At 71.6% G+C, this 15,648-nt stretch carries 13 protein-coding genes and 1 pseudogene; 6 read left to right on the plus strand and 8 right to left on the minus strand.

Annotated elements, in window-relative coordinates; translation table 11 throughout:
- Positions 1-14: 14 nt before the first annotated feature.
- Positions 15-1,631: a glucose-6-phosphate isomerase gene (pgi, locus tag E4198_RS22095; RefSeq protein WP_136185552.1), complete on the plus strand. Its 1,617-nt coding sequence runs from the start codon at positions 15-17 to the stop codon at positions 1,629-1,631.
- A gap of 51 nt (positions 1,632-1,682) precedes the next feature.
- Here pgi and E4198_RS22100 read toward each other — a convergent pair whose 3' ends face one another.
- Both E4198_RS22100 and E4198_RS22105 read right to left on the minus strand, forming a co-directional pair.
- Positions 1,683-1,889, minus strand: a complete 207-nt coding sequence (locus E4198_RS22100; RefSeq protein WP_136184692.1) for a DUF397 domain-containing protein — start codon at positions 1,887-1,889, stop codon at positions 1,683-1,685.
- A pseudogene (locus tag E4198_RS22105) lies at positions 1,886-2,627 on the minus strand (helix-turn-helix transcriptional regulator); the annotation flags it as partial. The pseudogene E4198_RS22105 and the gene E4198_RS22100, both read right to left, overlap by 4 nt.
- Before the next feature lie 438 nt (positions 2,628-3,065).
- Between E4198_RS22105 and E4198_RS22115 the strand changes: the two are divergent.
- Both E4198_RS22115 and E4198_RS22120 read left to right on the plus strand, forming a co-directional pair.
- Complete coding sequence (locus tag E4198_RS22115) at positions 3,066-3,944, plus strand: hypothetical protein (protein ID WP_136184693.1); 879 nt, start codon at positions 3,066-3,068, stop codon at positions 3,942-3,944.
- Positions 3,945-4,680: 736 nt separating this feature from the next.
- Complete coding sequence (locus tag E4198_RS22120) at positions 4,681-6,150, plus strand: Glu/Leu/Phe/Val dehydrogenase dimerization domain-containing protein (protein WP_136184694.1); 1,470 nt, start codon at positions 4,681-4,683, stop codon at positions 6,148-6,150.
- Positions 6,151-6,248: 98 nt separating this feature from the next.
- Here E4198_RS22120 and E4198_RS22125 read toward each other — a convergent pair whose 3' ends face one another.
- Positions 6,249-7,106, minus strand: a complete 858-nt coding sequence (locus E4198_RS22125) for a peptidoglycan-binding protein (protein WP_136184695.1) — start codon at positions 7,104-7,106, stop codon at positions 6,249-6,251.
- 285 nt (positions 7,107-7,391) lie between these two features.
- On the opposite strand from E4198_RS22125, the gene E4198_RS22130 reads away from it, so the two are divergent.
- From E4198_RS22130 to E4198_RS22140, 3 genes are all read left to right on the plus strand, one after another.
- Positions 7,392-7,703 carry a hypothetical protein gene (locus E4198_RS22130; protein WP_136184696.1) on the plus strand — a complete coding sequence of 104 codons (312 nt, stop codon included), beginning with the start codon at positions 7,392-7,394 and terminating at the stop codon, positions 7,701-7,703.
- Between the two features lie 70 nt (positions 7,704-7,773).
- Positions 7,774-8,034, plus strand: a complete 261-nt coding sequence (locus E4198_RS22135; protein ID WP_037789046.1) for a YciI family protein — start codon at positions 7,774-7,776, stop codon at positions 8,032-8,034.
- On the plus strand, positions 8,013-8,633 hold the full coding sequence (locus E4198_RS22140; RefSeq protein ID WP_136184697.1) for an MFS transporter: 621 nt from the start codon (positions 8,013-8,015) through the stop codon (positions 8,631-8,633). The genes E4198_RS22135 and E4198_RS22140 overlap by 22 nt, the downstream gene beginning before the upstream one ends.
- 68 nt (positions 8,634-8,701) lie before the next feature.
- On the opposite strand, the gene pgl is transcribed toward E4198_RS22140, so the two are convergent.
- The 5 genes from pgl to tkt are packed head-to-tail and all read right to left on the minus strand — an operon-like array spanning position 8,702 to position 15,348.
- The gene (gene pgl / locus E4198_RS22145) at positions 8,702-9,487 is read right to left on the minus strand and encodes a 6-phosphogluconolactonase (protein WP_136184698.1); all 786 of its coding nucleotides are present in this window, start codon (positions 9,485-9,487) and stop codon (positions 8,702-8,704) included.
- A complete protein-coding gene (gene opcA / locus E4198_RS22150; protein WP_136184699.1) occupies positions 9,484-10,581 on the minus strand; it encodes a glucose-6-phosphate dehydrogenase assembly protein OpcA in 1,098 nt (365 codons plus the stop codon). The genes pgl and opcA overlap by 4 nt, the downstream gene beginning before the upstream one ends.
- The gene (gene zwf, locus E4198_RS22155) at positions 10,578-12,104 is read right to left on the minus strand and encodes a glucose-6-phosphate dehydrogenase (protein ID WP_136184700.1); all 1,527 of its coding nucleotides are present in this window, start codon (positions 12,102-12,104) and stop codon (positions 10,578-10,580) included. Before zwf ends, opcA begins: the two co-directional genes overlap by 4 nt.
- Before the next feature lie 6 nt (positions 12,105-12,110).
- Positions 12,111-13,229, minus strand: coding sequence for a transaldolase (gene tal / locus E4198_RS22160; RefSeq protein WP_136184701.1), 1,119 nt, complete (start codon positions 13,227-13,229; stop codon positions 12,111-12,113).
- A gap of 43 nt (positions 13,230-13,272) precedes the next feature.
- On the minus strand, positions 13,273-15,348 hold the full coding sequence (tkt, locus tag E4198_RS22165; RefSeq protein ID WP_136184702.1) for a transketolase: 2,076 nt from the start codon (positions 15,346-15,348) through the stop codon (positions 13,273-13,275).
- Positions 15,349-15,648 lie beyond the last annotated feature (300 nt).

The raw sequence follows: 15,648 nt of genomic DNA on the forward strand, positions 1-15,648 counted from the left end.
CACCGCTCGACCGCATGCCCGAGTGGCGGGAGCTGGCCGCACACCGCGACACACTCGGAGGGGTACACCTGCGCGACCTCTTCGCGCAGGACCCCGGCCGGGCGGAGCGGTACGGCGTCCAGGTCGGCGACCTCCACCTGGACTACTCCAAACAGCTGGTCACCGACGAGACGCTGCGTCTGCTGCGCGACCTGGCTTCCGCCGCGGACGTCGGCGGCCTGCGGGACGCCATGTTCCGCGGCGAACGGATCAACATCACCGAGGACCGGGCCGTGCTGCACACCGCGCTGCGCGCCCCGCGGGACGCGGTTGTCGAGGTCGGCGGCGAGAACGTCGTCCCCGAGGTGCACACGGTCCTCGACCGCATGAGCGCGTTCGCGGAGGCCGTACGGGGCGGCAAGTGGGCCGGGCACACCGGCCTGCCGATCCGGGCCGTGGTCAACATCGGCATCGGCGGCTCCGACCTCGGGCCGGCCATGGCGTACGAGGCGCTGCGCCCCTACACCCGCCGCGACCTGGACATCCGCTTCGTCTCCAACGTCGACGGCGCCGACCTGCACGAGGCGCTGCAGGGCCTGGACCCGGCCACCACGCTGTTCGTGGTCGCGTCCAAGACGTTCACCACCATCGAGACCCTCACCAACGCGCACGCCGCCAAGCGGTGGTTGCTGGAGAGCCTGGGCGGCGACGCGTCGGCCGTCGCGAAGCACTTCGTCGCTTTGTCGACGAACGCCGCGAAGGTCGCCGAGTTCGGCATCGACACCTCGCACATGTTCGAGTTCTGGGACTGGGTCGGCGGCCGCTACAGCTACGACTCCGCGATCGGCCTCTCGCTGATGATCGCCATCGGTCCGGACCGGTTCCGCGAGATGCTGGACGGTTTCCGGATCGTCGACGAGCACTTCCGCACCGCGCCGCCCGAGCGGAACGCGCCGCTTCTCCTCGGTTTGCTCGGCGTCTGGTACGGCGGCTTCTTCGACGCACAGGCGCACGCCGTGCTTCCGTACTCGCACTATCTGTCCCGCTTCACCGCCTACCTCCAACAGCTCGACATGGAGTCCAACGGCAAGTCCACCGACCGCGAGGGTCGACCGGTGAACTGGCAGACGGGCCCTGTCGTCTGGGGCACGCCCGGCACCAACGGGCAGCACGCCTACTACCAGTTGCTGCACCAGGGCACCAAGCTGGTCCCGGCCGACCTGGTGGGCTTCGCCCGCCCGGTCGCCGGACTCGGCGAACTCGCCGGCCAGCACGACCTGCTGATGGCCAACCTCTTCGCCCAGGGACAGGCCCTCGCCTTCGGCAGGACCGAGGAGGAGGTCCGTGCCGAGGGCGTCCCGGACGCTCAGGTCCCGCACCGCGTCTTCCCCGGCAACCGCCCCACGACGACGATCCTCGCGTCCGAGCTGACCCCGTCGGTGCTCGGCCAGCTCATCGCCCTCTACGAGCACAAGGTGTTCGTCCAGGGCGCGATCTGGGACATCGACAGCTTCGACCAGTGGGGCGTCGAACTCGGCAAGGTCCTCGCCAAGCGCATCGAACCCGCCCTGACCGAAGGCTCGGAAGTGGAGGGCCTCGACCCCTCCACCACGGCCCTCGTCGCCCGCTACCGCACGCTCCGCGGCCGCTGACCCGCCGACGCGGGCCCGCCGCCGGGAGCGATCCGGCGGCGGGCCGGTCGTTCAGTCGCCCGCGGCGAACTCTACGAACGCCGCCCAGCCGGCGTGCGCGAGAGACAGCATGGGTCCGGTCGCGTCCTTGGAGTCCCGGACGTAGACCCTGCCGGGCCGACCGGCGACCTCGATGCACTCACCGCCGGCGCCGCTGCTGTAACTGCTCTTGAACCAAGCCGATTGGGGCACGGCCTGCACTGGCGATTCGCCGTTCATCCTTCTCCTAGCAGCTTCTCGACGACGGTCAGAGATTCGCGTGGAGTGAGTGCCTGAGCCCGGAGCAGTCCGTACTGCTCCTCGATCTCCCGGATCGTCCTCCGCTCCGTGTAGAGGCGACTCTCCTTGTACGCCTCAACGTACGCGATCCTCCGCCCGTCCCGCGTCCCCATCAAGGTGAAGGCGCCATCCATCCCGGCGTGCTCTTCGCGCGCCGTCGGCATGATCTGAATCTCGACGTTGCGGAGGCGACCACACAGCTCCAGACGCTCCAACTGACCGCGCATCACCCGGAGCCCGCCCAGCGGCCGGTTCACCACGGCTTCTTCGATGACGAAGCTGATGGTGGGAAGCGGTCTCCGCGAGAAGATCCCCTGCCGGGCCAGGCGTGCGGCGACGCGCTGTTCGATCGTGTCCTCGTCCAGCAGAGGCCGCCACATGGCGAAGACGGCGCGCGCGTAGTCCTCGGTCTGCAGCAGCCCCTGCACCGCTTGGGTCGCGTAGACATGCAGTTCGAGTGCCTCCCGCTCCAGCCGGGCGGCGTCGCGGAAGAAGGCCGGGTACTGCGCCCGGGCGACCTCCTCCTTGCCGGCGCTCAGCAGACCGCCGGCGTCGAGTACATCGTCGGCCTTGTCGATGAAGGGAGGAGGGGATGCGGCGTCCCTGCTCGAAGGCGGCGATGGTGGAAGGGGAGTAGCCCGTTCGCGAGCCGAGGTCCGTCTGTCCCCGTCGTTCCTGGCCGGATGCGGGCACGCACGGCAGCATGCGACCGGAAGGACCGAAAGCATCGGTCGTGCGCGGGAGGGAGACGAGATGGGGAAGCACAGGGGAGAGCCGTCGGACAAGCCGTGGACTCCGCCGCCGGAGCCCCCGAGCCCGGACGGCGACAACCCCGGCCACGCGTAGCCGTTGCCATGGACCACCGAGACGTGTGCGCCCGCGCGGTGGCGGCCAAGGGCGGCTTCGGCGCGGAATGGGTGCGGGACGCGTTCCTGGCCGTCGACCGCGCGGAATTCGTGCCGGGCAGAGTCTGGTCGCAGTCGGCCGACCGGGACGGGCTGTACCCGGTGCTCGATCGCGAGCGGGACCCGCGCGGCTGGTACCGGGCCGTCTGGGACCCGCATCGCAGCGTCGTCACGCAGATGGACGACGGAGCGCTGCCCGTGCACGCCGCTCGTGGCGACTTCACCAGTTCGGTTTCGGCATCCGACATCGTGTGCACCAAACTGCCCCGGCTCGGCCTGGAGCCGGGACACCGGGTGCTGGAACTGGGCACCGGCAGCGGATACGCCACCGCACTGCTGTGCGAGCGGGTCGGCGACGGCAACGTCACGACGCTGGAGATCGACCCGGAGCTGTCCGCCCGCGCGCGCAGGCAACCTCGCCAAGGCCGGCTATCACCCCGAGGTCGTCTGCGGGGATGGTCTGGCGGGGCGCCCCGCATCCGGACCGTTCGACCGCGTGATCGCCACCGCGGCCGTGCGGCACGTCCCCCGGGCCTGGCTGGACCAGTGCACCGACGGCGCGGTCATCCTCACCCCGTTCGGGACGTGCTTCGCGAACGGTGGGTTGCTCAGGCTCACGGTGGCCCACGGCAGGGCGACCGGCCGGTTCGCGGGGACGGCCCGCTACATGTGGGTGCGCAGCGAACGCCCCAGCCGTGAGCTGCACCCGCCCGAGACGGGCCGCAGGGCGGCGTCTCCCCTCGATCCCGGGAAGGTCATGGGCGGTCCCTGGGCGCAGAACTTCGCGCTCGGCCTGTGGGTGCCCGACGTCGGTCATGCACACCGCGGTGAGGGCGAGGAACGCCAGGTGCAGTTCTGGGACCAGACGGGCACCTCGGTGACGCTCGTGTCGTACGGCGGCTGGTACGAACCCACCGCGGTGGTCGCGTACGGCCCCGGAGACCTGTGGTCGGAGGTCGTCGCCGCCTACACGAGCTGGCGCACGGCCGGGCAGCCGGACCTCGGCCGCTTCGGCATCACCCTCTCCGATCGCGCTCAGTACACGTGGCGGGACAATCCGGAGACCGTCATCGCGGAGCACCGGTCGTGAACCCCTGGCGGGCCCCGAGCCGCGGCTCGGGGCCCTGCCGGTTCCGCGCGGAACACCGGACGGTACGTGGCGACCGCCGCCGTCCCGCCCGGCGGCACGGCGGCGGGCCCTTGCCGACGGGGGCGTTTCGCGGTCGCCGGGAGGCGCAAAGGGGGCGGATGTCCATCCCCTCCGTACGCCCCTCGTGCTTCGGTGGAATGGGCCGTCGGCGGGCGTGCCGGGAAATGCAGCGGGAGGCCGTATGGAGATTCTGCGAAGGGCACCGCGCGGCAGTCTTCGGGGCCCTGTGCGGCACCGGGTGTCAGGTCGCCGTGCCGGGGTCGGCAGGGGGTGTTCCGGGAGGTTCGCGAGGGAGCCGAAAAGGCCCTCTGAACTGGCATTTTCCGGCGGGCGCCGACCCCTGCGAGGTGGCACCCACAGAACGTTCGATTCCGTGATCGGCGACGGCCTTCCAGGGGTCCAACTCGACTGGCGGAACTGACCCCAGAGATGTCTTGACACGCCCGGAACCGTGACCTCACAGTGGGCGCTACGCACAACGCAATCAGAAGCGTTCAATGCGTATTTCCGCCGAACATTTTTCATGGCGCCGTCATGCGGGCTTGCTTCTGCGTGCCCAGCGGGTGCTATTCGAGCTGCCCATACCACCGCCGAAACAGCCTGCGGGCGCATCGGCGGAAACGGGCTGTGCAATTCCGCACGTGTCGATAAGTGACTGGAAAGGGTGAGTGCCGAAATGACGCAGACCGCCGTCGAGACGCCTTTGCAGGTCCTCGAGCATGAACCCTATCTGCAGGTCACATGGCGCGACACGGAGACAGCCGCCCGCGGCTTCGTGGTCATCGACCAGCTGGTCACCGGGATCGCGACCGGGGGGCTGCGCATGCGCCCCGGCTGCACCCTCCACGAGGTCGGCGAACTCGCTCGCGAGATGACGCTCAAGATGGGCGCCTTCGGTATTCACGTCGGCGGCGCGAAGGGCGGTATCGACTTCGACCCGGCCGACCCGCGCGCGGAGGAGGTCCGGGAACGGTTCCTCCAGGGCGTGCGCCCGCTCCTGGAGCGCTTCTGGGTCACCGCGGGAGACCTCGGCACCCAGCAGGAGCAGCTCGACCAGACCTTCGCGCGGATCGGCATGGGCGACACGTCCTTCCACGCCGCCGTGGTCCGGGCCGAGGACGAGGCCGAGGTCCGCGCCCGCATCCGGCAGGCGTCGGACACCCGCACCGAAGGGCTGAAGCTGTCCGAGCTGGTCGGCGGCTACGGCGTGGCCGAGGCCGCCCTCGCCGCCCTTGAGGAGCGGCACATCCCGGCCGGCGGAGCGCGGGCCGTGGTGCAGGGCTTCGGCGCCATGGGCGGGTCCACCGCCCTCTACCTGGCCCGGGCCGGCGTGAAGATCGTCGGCATCACCGACGCCCGGGGCATGATCCGTAACGCCGCACGCGGCCTCGACATCGAGCTTCTGCTGGCCGCGCGGACCTCGTCCGGCCTCATCGACCGGTCCGCGCTGCGGGAGGACGACGAGGAGGTCCCCGGTGACGAGTGGCTGAGCCAGGACGTGGACGTGCTGGTGCCGGCGGCCGTGTCGTACACGATCACCGCCGACAACTGCGACAGTGTCCGCGGCAGCCTGATCGTGGAGGCGGCGAACGTGCCGACCACGCCGGAGGCGGAGCAGCGCCTGCTGGAGCGGGGCGTCACCGTGATCCCGGACTTCATCGCCAACACCGGCGCCGCCGCCGGCGCGTGGTGGGTCATCCTCGGCGAGGTCGTGAGCCCCGTCGGCGCGTGCAGCCGCCTGTCCGCGCAGATCCGTCCGCTGGTGGCCGGCCTGATGAGCCGGGCCGCGGCCACGGGCGGCTCGGTGCGGCAGACCGCGGTGCTCTTCGCCCGCGAGAACTCGCAGCGCATGATCCGCGAGAACGGCGGCGCGGTCGCCTTCCGCGACCTCTACACCGCCACCCAGCCGGGCCACGACGTCGCTGCCGGCGAGGTGCCGCCGCTGCCGCGCGAGGTGCCGGACGGCGCCCTGGACGTGCTCCCCGAGGCCGTCGTCGTTCCGGACGCGGACACGCCCCTGGTCCCGCTGAACGGCTCCTACCCGGAGGCCGCCGACCTGCTCGACGGTCCGGTCGACACCGGCTTCCAGGCCCCCGACGCCGTGCCCGCCTACTGGCCCGGCGACGCGGGCACCGGAACCCCCTGACGGCGCGCGCACCCCGTCGACGGCACCCGGCACCGCCGGGTGCCGTCGACGTGCGGGCACCGGCCGGCGCTCCGCCGCGCGGGCCGCCGGCCGCGCCGTCACCCTGCGGGGACCCGGAGCTTCGTCCAGCTGACCGTCCCCGGAATGCCGTCCGCGTCGTCCCCGGAGTAGCCGAGCTTGCGCTGCCACGCCGCGTACGAAGCGCGGTCCACGTCCGTCCATCGCGGTCCCGGGCCGACCTCGTAGCGGCCGCAGTCCTCCTCCACCAGGCGCTCACCCATCCGGGTGATGATCGTGCTGCGCTGCCCGTCGTGGAAGAAGTCGGCCCCCGGGAAGGGCTCGAACTCCGGACCCTGCGGCGGACGGCCGAGCCGGGCGGCGATCCGGTCGCGCATGCCGTTCATCGAGAATCCGCGCGGGTCGACCTTGCCCGGCTGCCACTCCAGGTGCCCGATGACCGACCGCTCGGTCCAGCCGTAGGTGCGGCACACAGCGGCCGCCGCCTTCTCAATCGCCTCCAGCTGCGCCTCCGGCCACGGGTCCTTCCCGTCGCCCATGTTGATGCATTCGAACCCGTAGAAGCGGGCGTTGCCGTCGGTGTTGGCCTCGTTGTCCGGGGGGAGCGACGCCGACTCGTCGATGACCGCGCGCAGGACGTCGTCGTCACCCAGCCCGGCGTGGTTCGCGCGGCCGTTGCCGACCAGCCACACCGAGCCGTCCTTGGCGATGACGCCGTGGCACAGCGGGCCCGGCAGCGACGCGTAGCCGTCGTAGCACAGGCGCACCGAACTGTCCGTGCCGCTGGTGACGGTGTGATGGATCATCACTCCGTTGATCGGCCCCCATGCACCCTTGTGATTGCGGTTGTGGGTCCGCCAGCTGCGGTATTCGTGGACCTCCAGGCCCTCCTCGCGAAGGATTCTGACGAACCGGGACGCGCTCAGGGGCGTAGCCATGGGTCTGAACTCCCTTCCTCGTGGAGCCGTTGAACGCGGCCCCGACGACCGGCTGTTCCCGTCCCCGGGAAGGTGTGCACGGTCTCCTCCTGGCGTTCTACCCACCCTGCGGCCACATGACTGCGTGTCACCCGCGTCGGGTCCGGCGCGGGTCGCCGCCGTGCCCCCGGCACAGCACCCGCATCCGGCGGCACCGCTGCGACTGCCTCTCCCGGCCGTCAAGATGAGCGGGAGATCCTCCGGACGGCGCTGGGCGAGCCCGTCCACGTCCCGGCCCCGCGCAGGATGGCGCGGCAGGTCTACCTGGAGACGCCGGAGGGCGTGCTGGAGGACGTGAAGGTGCGTCACCCGCAGTGCGCGGCGCCCGTATGGGCGGCCGACGGCGAGGCGTGGCCCCCGCTGCGGCCCGGTGCGCCGCAGGACCCGCCCGCGCTGCGTGCGGTCCTGGTGCTGCGGAGACGCGGCGATAACATCGGCCCGCTGACGGAGTCGGGTGACCGCGTGGTCACGTTCCTCATCGACGCCGCCACCACCGCGGAACTCGACGCGCTGGAGGCCGAGGTGCGGACGTCCGTCGATGTGACCGTCAGACGGTAGCGAGGAGGCCGGGACGCCCCGTCCCGCCCGCTGCCCGGACCAGTCGGATCTCACCTGTGAGGTGCTCGTCATGTGGATCGTGGAACTCGCCTTCGACGGCAGCCCGGAGCGGCTGGAGGCACGCCCGGCGCACCGGGAGAAACTGGACGAGCTGCACGCGAAGGGCCTGGTGCGGATGGCCGGGCCGCTCGCCGACGACTCCGGTGCGGTGCTCGTCTTCGACGTGGACGACCGCGCCGCACTCGACGGACTGCTCGCCGCCGACCCCTACTTCGGCACCACCGGAGTCGAGGTCGCACAGGTGAGGGAATGGCGGCCGTTCCTGACCTGACCACCGGGGACGGGACGCGGGGGGACCAGGCGGGCTACGGAGGGGAACGGTTTCACGATGTCATCGGAACAGCGGGCGCTGCTGCGGCGGGGGTCTTCCGCCGGCTGTGGGCGGGCGAGGCGATGGCGCGGCTCGGCTACCGGACCGCGCAGTTCCTCCTCCCCCTGCTCGCGGTCGTCGAACTCGGCAGCAGCGGTTCGCAGACCGGGCTGGTCTCCGCCGCCCAGTTCGTGCCCGTGGTCGCGCTCTCCCTGACCGCCGGGGTGTTCGCCGACCGGCTGGACCCCCGTCGCCTCGTCCTGGTCTGCACGGTGGTCCGCGGCGCCGCCCTCGGCATGCTCGGCCTCAGCTACGCGGCCTTCGGGCTGACGCTGTGGATGCTGCTCGCCGTCGCTCTCGTGGTGGGCTCCGCCACGGTCTTCTACGACGTCGGGTACCAGTCCGCGATCCCGAAGCTCCTGCGTCCGCAGGAACTGGCGGCGGGCAACAGTCTGCTCCAGGCGGTCAACTCGGCCACGCAGATGGCCGGTCCGGCGCTCGCCGCCCTGGAGAGCCGCTGGACCGCCTACCGCGACGCATTGCCGGTCCGCTCCGCCTGAGCGGGCAACGCGCCTGCGGGCGACCGCGCGGGGCGAACAGGACGGCCTCGCGCGGTCACACCCCTGGCTCAGGTGGTCGGAGGAGAGGCCAGGTCACGGGGGAGGCGGGAAGCGGCCGCCGTGTCGAGCATCCACAGGGTGCGGGCGGTGCCGTACGCGCCTGCCGCGGGGGCCTGGAGCTCCCCCGCGCCGGACAGGGCGAGCGCCACCGCGTCGGCCTTGTCCTCGCCGGCGGCGAGCAGCCACACCTCACGCGCCGCCCGGATCGCCGGCAGGGTCAGCGACAGGCGGGTCGGCGGCGGCTTGGGCGCACCGTGCACGCCGACGACCGCGCGCCTGGTCTCCCGGACCCCCGGGTGCTCGGGGAACAGGGACGCCACATGGGTGTCTGGGCCGACGCCCAGCAGGAGCACGTCGAACGCGGGCACGCCGAGGTGGTGTTCAGGCGCCGCCGCGCGGGCGAGTTCCTCCGCGTACGCCGCGGCCGCCGCGTCCGCGTCGTCCCCGTACGCGCCGTCGGAGGCCGGCATGGCGTGCACCCGTTCCGGGGCGAGCGGCACGTGCGCGAGGAGCGCTTCGCTGGCCTGGGTGACGTTGCGGTCCGGATCACCCTCGGGGAGGAACCGTTCGTCGCCCCACCACAGGTCCAGGCGCGACCAGTCGACGGCGTCCCGCGCCGCCGACCCGGCCAGCGCGGCGAGCAGCCCGTTGCCGTTGCGGCCCCCGGTGAGCACCACGGACGCGGTGCCGCGGGCGGCCTGGGTGTCGACGATGCGGGTGATCAGCCGGGCGGCAGCCGTGCGCGCCATCTCCCGGGGGTCGTGGTGGACGGCGACCTGAGGAGTGTGGGTCACGAGGAGGCCGCCTTCGAACCGTTCCTGCCACCACGGGCGGCGCGCTTCGCGGGCTTCCCCTCCGCACCGGCTCCCGCCTCCGCCGTACCGGTGCCCGCGCCGGACGCTCCGCCGGGACCGGAACCGGAACCGGAACCGGAACCGTCGCCGTCCGCGGCGCCCGGCCGCACGCCGTGGATGCGGTCCACACCGAACCGCACCGCACGCTCGTACGCCTCGTCCGGGTCCAGCCGCCGCAGCTCCTCGGCGATCAGCTCGGCGGTGTTGCGCCGGTGCAGCGCCACGTGCCGGTCCGGCTGCCCGGGGACCGCAAGCTCGGCCAGCGACCCGTGCTGCCGGTCCAGGCAGATCTCCCCGTCGGCCGTCGCCATCCGCACGGCCGTTATGCCCGGTCCCTCGGAGAACACCCGCTCCACCGGCACCCGCAGCCGTTCGGCCAGCCACAGGGCCAGCAGCTCGGTCGAGGGGTTGTACTCCTCGCCCTCGACCTGCGCCGACTCGATCTTGGTGTGCTTCTGGTCCAGCGCCGCCGCCAGCACACTCCGCCAGGGCGTCGTCCGGGTCCACGCCAGGTCGGTGTCGCCCGGCGCGTAGGTCTCGGACCGCAGACCCAGCGTCGCCACCGGGTCCTCGGTGGCCGAGGCGTCGGTGATCCGCCGCTGGGCCAGCGTGCCCAGCAGATCCTTGGACGGGTTGTCCGGGGCGTCCTCGGGCCACCAGACGACCACCGGGGCGTCCGGCAGCAGCAGGGGCAGCACCACGCTGTAGGAGTGCGAGGCCAGTTCGCCGTGCAGCCGCAGCAGGATGGTCTCCCCGGCGCCGCCGTCCGGGCCCATCCGCACCTCGGCGTCCAGCCGCGCCATGGCCCGGTCGCGGGGCGACCGGCCGGGGCGGCGGACGACCACCAGGATGCGGGAGGGGTGTTCCTTCGACGCCTCGCCGGCGGCCTTCAGCGCGTCGTAGTGGTTGCCCTCGTCGGTGACGATCACGAGCGTGAGCACCATGCCGATCGCGGGCGACCCGCTGGCCCGCCGCGCCTTCACCAGCGCCGCGTTGATCTGGCTGGACGTGGTGTCCGTGAGGTCGATGTTCATGGCCGCCGCCAGCTCCGTCCGTCTCGTGCGAGCATCTCGTCCGCCGCCCCGGGGCCCCAGGTGCCGGCCGGGTACTGCTCCGGCCGGCCGCTGCGAGCCCAGTGCCGTTCGACCGGGTCCAGGATCTCCCAGGACCGCTCGACCTCCTGGTGGCGCGGGAAGAGGTTGGCGTCACCCAGCAGCACGTCCAGGATCAGCCGCTCGTACGCCTCGGGACTCGACTCGGTGAAGGACTCGCCGTAGGCGAAGTCCATGGTCACGTCGCGGATCTCCATCTGCGTGCCCGGCACCTTCGAACCGAACCGGATGGTCACGCCCTCGTCCGGCTGCACCCGGATGACCAGGGCGTTCTGTCCCAGCTCCTGGGTGTCGGTGGCGCCGAACGGCGAATGCGGGGCGCGTTGGAAGACGACCGCGATCTCCGTGACGCGCCGCCCCAGCCGCTTGCCGGTGCGCAGGTAGAACGGGACGCCCGCCCAGCGCCGGTTGTCGATGCCCAGCTTGATCGCCGCGTAGGTGTCGGTGACTGACTGCGGGTCGATGCCCTCCTCGTCGAGGTAGCCGGGCACCTTCCTCCCGCCCTGCCAGCCCGCCGCGTACTGGCCGCGCACGGTGTGCCGGGCGAGGTCCTTCGGCAGCTGGACGGCGTTGAGCACCTTCAGCTTCTCCGCCACAAGGGCCTTCGCGTCGAAGGACGACGGCTCCTCCATGGCGGTGAGCGCCAGCAGCTGGAGCAGGTGGTTCTGGATGACGTCGCGGGCCGCGCCGATCCCGTCGTAGTAGCCCGCGCGACCGCCGATGCCGATGTCCTCGGCCATGGTGATCTGCACGTGGTCCACGTACGACCGGTTCCACAGCGGCTCGAACATGGTGTTGGCGAAGCGCAGCGCCAGAATGTTCTGGACGGTCTCCTTGCCCAGGTAGTGGTCGATGCGGAAGACCTCGCTGGCCCGGAACACGCCGTGCACGGTCCGGTTGAGCTCCTGCGCGGAGGCCAGGTCGTGCCCGAAGGGCTTCTCGATGACCGCGCGCCGCCAGCTCTCGCCCTCGCCGCGGTTCAAGCCGTGCTTCTCCAGCTGGGCGACCACGGTGGGGAAGAACTTCGGCGGCACGGACAGGTAGAACGCGAAGTTGCCGCCGGTGCCGCGCGACTTGTCGAGCTCCTCGATGGTCGACTTCAGCGTCGCGAACGCCTCGTCGTCGTCGAAGACGCCCGGCACGAACCGCATGCCCTCGGCGAGCTGCTGCCAGACCTCCTCGCGGAAGGGCGTGCGCGAGTGCTCCTTGACCGCGTCGTGCACGACCTGGGCGAAGTCCTCGTGCTCCCAGTCCCGGCGGGCGAAGCCGACCAGCGAGAAGCCGGGCGGCAGCAGCCCCCGGTTCGCCAGGTCGTAGACCGCGGGCATCAGCTTCTTACGGGACAGGTCCCCGGTGACGCCGAAAATGACCAGGCCCGACGGCCCCGCGATCCGCGGGAGCCGCCGGTCCTGTGCGTCACGCAGCGGGTTGACCGCGCTGCTCACTTGGCCTTACGCCCCCTTCGGAGCGAGACGCTTCAGCTCTGCGTCGGTGGAATCCAGCAGGTCGGTCCAGGACTTCTCGAACTTCTCGACGCCCTCGTCCTCCAGCAGCTGGACCACCTCGTCGTAGGAGATGCCCAGCTTCTCCACGGCGTCCAAATCGGCGCGCGCCTGCTGGTAGGTGCCGCGGACGGTGTCGCCGGTGATCTCGCCGTGGTCGTCGGTGGCCTCCAGGGTGGCCTCCGGCATGGTGTTGACCGTGTTCGGTGCGACCAGCTCGGTGACGTAGAGGGTGTCCGGGTAGGCCGGGTCCTTCACACCGGTCGAAGCCCACAGCGGCCGCTGCGGGTTGCCGCCCTTGCCCGCGAGGGCCTTCCAGCGGTCGGCGGCGATCACCTGCTCGTACTCCTGGTAGGCCAGGCGGGCGTTGGCGATCGCGGCCTTGCCCTTGAGGGCCTTGGCCTCGTCGGTGCCCAACGCCTCCAGGCGCTTGTCGATCTCGGTGTCCACGCGGGAGACGAAGAACGACGCCACCGACTGGATCTGCGAGATGTCCAGACCCTTGGCGTCGGCCTTCTCCAGACCGGCCTGGTAAGCGTCCATCACCTCGCGGTAGCGCTCCAGTGAGAAGATCAGCGTGACGTTGACGCTGATGCCGCGCGCGATCGTCTCGGTGATGGCGGGCAGGCCCGCGCGGGTCGCCGGGATCTTGATGAACGCGTTCGGCCGGTCCACCAGCCAGGCGAGCTGCTTGGCCTCGGCCACCGTCGCGTCCGTGCGGTGGGCCATACGCGGGTCCACCTCGATGGAGACCCGGCCGTCGCGGCCGCCGGTCGCCTCGTTCAGCGGCAGCAGGATGTCGCACGCGTCCCGGACGTCCGCCGTGGTGATCATCCGTACGGCCTCCTCCACGGTGACGCCGCGGGCGGCCAGGTCGGCGACCTGCTCCTCGTAGCCGTCACCGGCCGAGATGGCCTTCTGGAAGATCGTCGGGTTGGTCGTCACGCCCACCACGTGCTGCTCGCGGAGCAGTTCCGCGAGTGCGCCGGACGTGATGCGCTTGCGGGACAGGTCGTCCAGCCAGATCGCGACGCCTTCGTCGGACAGGCGCTTGAGTGCCTCCGTCATCGGGATGCATCTCCTCCTGGTTCTTGTCGGATATCGGTGGGCGTCAGCGGGATGCGGCTTCGATTGACTCGCGGGCGGCGCTCACCACGGCGTCCGCGGTGAGGCCGTACTCCCGGTACAGGGTCTGGTAGTCGGCCGACGCGCCGAAGTGCTCCAGCGAGACCACCCGGCCGGCGTCCCCGACGAACGGGTACCAGGTCAGGGCGACGCCCGCCTCCACGGCGACACGGGCCCGGACGCCGGGCGGCAGCACCGACTCGCGGTAGGCCTGGTCCTGCTCCTGGAACCACTCCACGCACGGCATCGAGACGACCCGGGTCGGGACGCCCTGCTTCTGGAGCTCCGCACGCGCCTCCACGGCGATCTGCACCTCGGAACCGGTGCCGATCAGCACCACCTGCGGGGCGCCGCCCTCCGCCTCGGCGAAGACGTACCCGCCGCGGGCCGCCTCCGGGTCGGCGTCGAAGGTCGGCACGTTCTGCCGGGTCAGTGCCAGGCCGTGCGGGGCGGGTTTGGTGGCGTGGCGGCGCAGGATCTCCGCCCACACGGTCGCGGTCTCGTTCGCGTCCGCCGGTCGCACCACGTTCAGCCCCGGAATGGCGCGCAACGACGCCAGGTGCTCCACCGGCTGGTGGGTGGGACCGTCCTCGCCCAGGCCGATGGAGTCGTGCGTCCACACGAAGGTGACCGGCACGCCCATCAGAGCGGCCAGCCGCACCGAGTTCCGCATGTAGTCGGAGAACACCAGGAAGGTGCCGCCGTAGATGCGGGTGTTGCCGTGCAGCGCGATGCCGTTCATCGCCGCGGCCATGGCGTGCTCGCGGATGCCGAAGTGCACCGTCCGGCCGTACGGGTCGGCGCCGGGCAGCGCGCTGCCCTTCGGCAGGAACGAGGTCTCCGCGAAGGTGGTGTTGTTGGAGCCGGCGAGGTCGGCGGAGCCGCCCCACAGCTCGGGGATGACCGGGCCCAGGGCCTTCAGCACCGCGCCGGACGCCTTGCGGGTGGCCATGTCCTTGCCCGGCTCGAAGGTGGGAAGCTTCTGCTCCCAGCCCTCCGGCAGTTCGCCCGCGCGGATGCGGTCGAACTCGGCCGCCCGCTCCGGTTCGGCGCCGCGCCAGGCCTCGAACCGCTTGTCCCATTCCGCTCGCCATGCGCGCCCCCGGTCGCCCGCGCCGCGAACGTGACCGAGGACTTCGTCGTCGATGTGGAAGTGCTGCTCCGGGTCGAAGCCGAGGACGCGCTTGGTCGCGGCGACTTCCTCCTCGCCCAGCGCGGAGCCGTGTGCGGCGCCGGTGTTCTGCGCGTGCGGCGCGGGCCAGGCGATGATCGAGCGGACTGCGATGAACGACGGCCGCTCGGTCTCGGCCTGCGCGGCCTTCATCGCCGCGTACAGGGCCTTCGGGTCCAGGTCACCGCTGGGCAGCGGCTCCACGCGCTGCACGTGCCAGCCGTACGCCTCGTAACGGGCCGCGGTGTCCTCGGAGATGGCGCCCGAGGTGTCGCCCTCGATCGAGATGTGGTTGTCGTCCCACATCAGCACCAGGTTGCCCAGCTTCTGGTGGCCGGCGAGCGAGGACGCCTCGGAGGCGATGCCCTCCTGCATGTCGCCGTCGCTGGCGAAGCACCAGATGGTGTGGTCGAACGGCGACTCGCCGACCGGAGTGTCCGGGTCGAACAGGCCGCGCTCGTAGCGGGAGGCCATCGCCATGCCGACGGCGTTCGCGACACCCTGGCCCAGCGGCCCGGTGGTCGTCTCCACGCCGCGGGTGTGCCCGTACTCCGGGTGGCCGGGCGTGAGACTGCCCCAGGTGCGGAACGACTTCAGGTCGTCCATCTCCAGGCCGTAGCCCGCCATGTACAGCTGGATGTAGAGGGTCAGGCTGGAGTGGCCCAGCGACAGCACGAAGCGGTCGCGGCCGGTCCACTCCGCGTCGGCCGGGTCGTGGCGCATCAGTTTCTGGAAGAGCAGGTACGCGGCCGGCGCGAGGCTCATCGCGGTGCCCGGGTGGCCATGGCCGACGTTCTGCACGGAGTCCATGGCCAGGACACGCACGGTGTCCACCGCCCGGGAGTCCAGATCGGTCCATTCGAGGTCTGTCATGGTCGGCTTCTCGCTCACCCTGCGTCAGGGCTCCTCTCACCTGTCGAAAGGCCGGTGACGGACGGTGTGCACCGGGCGCTGTCGAGACTACCGCTGTGCGGTCCGCCGAACCCCGGGTGCTCGCACTGTGGTCATCCCACACCTCATGTGCTCGGCAGCCGTCTCATCTGCGCACCGTCCGTCGTGGCGGCCGCGGCGTGCGGCCGGGCGCGGACCAGCGGCTGACACGTGGGACCCCCGGGGCGGTCGAGGTATGGCCGCCGTCTAGAGTGGCGTGGTAGGTGCGAGCCCTCCCCGGACCCTTCCCGGCCGGGCGCG

This window comes from Streptomyces sp. RKND-216 (assembly GCF_004795255.1).
Taxonomy (GTDB): Bacteria; Actinomycetota; Actinomycetes; order Streptomycetales; family Streptomycetaceae; genus Streptomyces; species Streptomyces hazeniae.